General features: G+C 65.3%; 3 protein-coding genes. All 3 read right to left on the reverse strand.

From position 1 onward, the window contains the following. Positions 1–172: 172 nt before the first annotated feature. Positions 173–436 (reverse strand): hypothetical protein, encoded by a 264-nt coding sequence (locus tag MOV74_RS35820; RefSeq protein ID WP_246931942.1) that lies wholly within the window; start codon positions 434–436, stop codon positions 173–175. A 205-nt stretch (positions 437–641) separates the two neighbouring features. Continuing rightward, on the reverse strand, positions 642–1,646 hold the full coding sequence (locus MOV74_RS35825) for a Na+-dependent transporter (RefSeq protein ID WP_246931944.1): 1,005 nt from the start codon (positions 1,644–1,646) through the stop codon (positions 642–644). A gap of 116 nt (positions 1,647–1,762) precedes the next feature. Beyond that, the coding region (locus MOV74_RS35830; protein ID WP_246931947.1) for an alpha/beta hydrolase at positions 1,763–2,568 on the reverse strand (806 nt) is incomplete at its 5' end.

Raw genomic sequence — 2,568 nt, forward strand, 5'->3', positions numbered from 1 at the left:
CGCGCGGCCCGGGCGGGGTAGGGGCGCCGCATCGCGAGGTCCGCGCAAGAGCGGATGCGGATGATGCACAAGCCAATGTCCGGCTTGAGCCCAGGAGGCGACATCCGCTGGAGCGACTTAGGTCACGAAAGTGGCCTCCGCGCCGAAGCTCGTAGGCCGTAAACCAAGTCCTTTACCGCCGCACTCCAACGCGATTGACGCCCCCATTTAAATTGCCTCCGGCGTTGTGACGGACAGCAGCACGCGCCACCGGACGAGGCCTAAGCACGACGCCGGCCCTTGCGACGCAACCTGCCGGATAGCCAACATACGTGCAGTAGATAACCGCCTCGGCGGGTGCCGGAGTGAGAGTGGCTCCGGCAAGCCCCAACAGGATGCTGGCTGCAATCCCGGAAACTGTCGCTGATCCGATCGAAAGACCCTTTCGCTGATGCATGGTGATCCTCCTCATTGCACTTGCGAACGTGACTGGTGTCGCCCAAGCCTCGGCTGAACCAACCTGAGTGCCAGGTGAGGTTTGGACCTTGATGTAGATCAACGGCGGCAGCACCTGGGCTTCATGCACAGGAGGACATTGTCGAGGGACCGGATCATCTTCCGCTTGTCCTCGAAGGCAGACATCCCGGATTCTGAGCGCACGCCTAGCTAGTGCTATTGCCGTCGCCCCGCTCGACACGTCCGCGCAGCGTCAAGTGCCGCGCGATCGGCATCAGCATGTAGGGCGCAAGATGAATTGGAAACTGCGTCATCGCGAAATACAGCCAGGTGGTGGGCGGCAATGCGCCGGCCGTTGCCGCCAGCATCAGGCCGAGATTGCGCTGTGACACCATCAGCCCGAGCGCCAGTGCGCGCTCATAGCCGATGCGGCGGAACAGCAGCGTGGTGATCGCGAGCAGCGTGAAGTAGATCGCGAAGGACAGAGCTGCGAGGCCGATCGTGAACATCGGCTGCGTAAGGAGGTCGCTCACGACGTCGCCCATGATCGCGGCCGCGAAGATGAAGAGGATGACGATGTTGAGACCGTCGATCGGCGTTTTTTGACGCTGGATCGCCTCGGCGCCGAAGATCCATCGGATGGCCGTCGCGGCCAATAGCGATACTGCCAGGATGCCGAGCAGTTTCAGGCCCAGCGTCAGCGGCGTGATGCTCAGCATGTCGCCGAGGAAGATGCCCGCGAACATCGATGCCGTGAAGGGCACCAGCGCGGTCGAGGTCACCAGGGTGATCAGCACGAGCGTGGCATCGAGACCCATCAGCGCGGCGAGGGCCGGGGAGGCCATCATCGGTGAGGCCATGCTCTGCAGCATCAGTGCGAGCGAAAGCCCGGGCGCGCGAGCCGTGAGCCCGGTTGCGTGCGCGATCAGTCCGACGATCAGCGGCACGCCGATCGTGGTCCAGGCCGTGGCAGTTGCAACCAGCGCCGGTCGGCGCAGATGGCTGTAGAGGGCGGCGAGATCGACCCGCATGAACGAGATGCAGAGCAGGCAGAGGATTGCCTCGGTGAGATAGGGACGAAGCAACGCGCCGAGCGGTGGCACCGCGGCCGCGATGAACACGACAGCGGCTACTCCGCGTGTGCCTTGGCTGCCGAGCCAGGTCAGGACACGCAGAGGGAGGGCGAGGGCAGGTGTGAGAATGGACGGCATCTCTACGAGGTTCGGTGCGTAGCCCGGATGAGCGCCGCGATATCCGGGACAAGTGCGTCAGTATGGTGAGAGCGGTCCCGCATGTCGCTGCGCTCATGCGGGCTACGGGACTGCCTTTAGCCCAATCCCTTCAACCACGCGCCGATCTCGCTGACGGCGACATTGGCCTGTGGCAACAGCTTGCCCATCGTGAAGAAGCCGTGGAACTGGCCGGGATAGTGCTTGGCGGTCACGGGCACGCCGGCTTGGCTGAGCCGCTCCGCGTATTCCTGGCCTTCGTCACGCAGGGGATCGGCGCCGACGGTCAGCACATGGGCCGGCGGCAGGCCGGCAAGGTTTTGCGCACGCGCCGGCGAAGCGCGCCAGTCATCGATGTCGGCGGCGCCATTGAGGTAGTGGTCGCGGAACCAGCGGATCACCGAATGCGTCAGCAACACGCTGGTCTCGGGCTCGCTGTGGGAGCCATGGGTCATGGCGAAATCGGTGGCTGGATAGATCAGCACCTGGCCCGCAAGCGCAGGGCCATTGCCGTCGCGCGCGGCCAGCGCCACGACCGCGGCGAGATTGCCGCCGGCACTGTCGCCGCCGATCGACACGCGTGAGGCGTCGATGCCGAGCTCGCGCGCGTTGGCTGCGACCCACGTGGTCGCGGCGATGGCGTCCTCAATGGCGGCGGGAAACTTGTGCTCGGGTGCGAGGCGGTAATCGATCGAGATCACGATCAGCGCGCCTTCGACTGCGAGCTGACGGCAGACGACGTCGTGCGAGTCGAGATCGCCGATCACCCAGCCGCCACCATGGAAGAACACCAGTGCCGGCGACAGGCCGTCATGTCGGCGCGGCTCCTTGGGAACGTAGAGGCGGGCGGGGATGGCGCAGTGCGGCGCCGGAATCGCAAGCTCGGCGACGCGGGCGAGCTCCG

It is taken from the genome of Bradyrhizobium sp. SHOUNA76 (assembly GCF_023006445.1).
Lineage (GTDB): Bacteria > Pseudomonadota > Alphaproteobacteria > Rhizobiales > Xanthobacteraceae > Bradyrhizobium.

Bases quoted from the DNA above. Each gene is read 5' to 3' on its own strand.
- MOV74_RS35820 (WP_246931942.1), bottom strand. From the start codon at position 436: ATGCATCAGCGAAAGGGTCTTTCGATCGGATCAGCGACAGTTTCCGGG.
- MOV74_RS35825 (WP_246931944.1), bottom strand. From the start codon at position 1,646: ATGCCGTCCATTCTCACACCTGCCCTCGCCCTCCCTCTGCGTGTCCTG.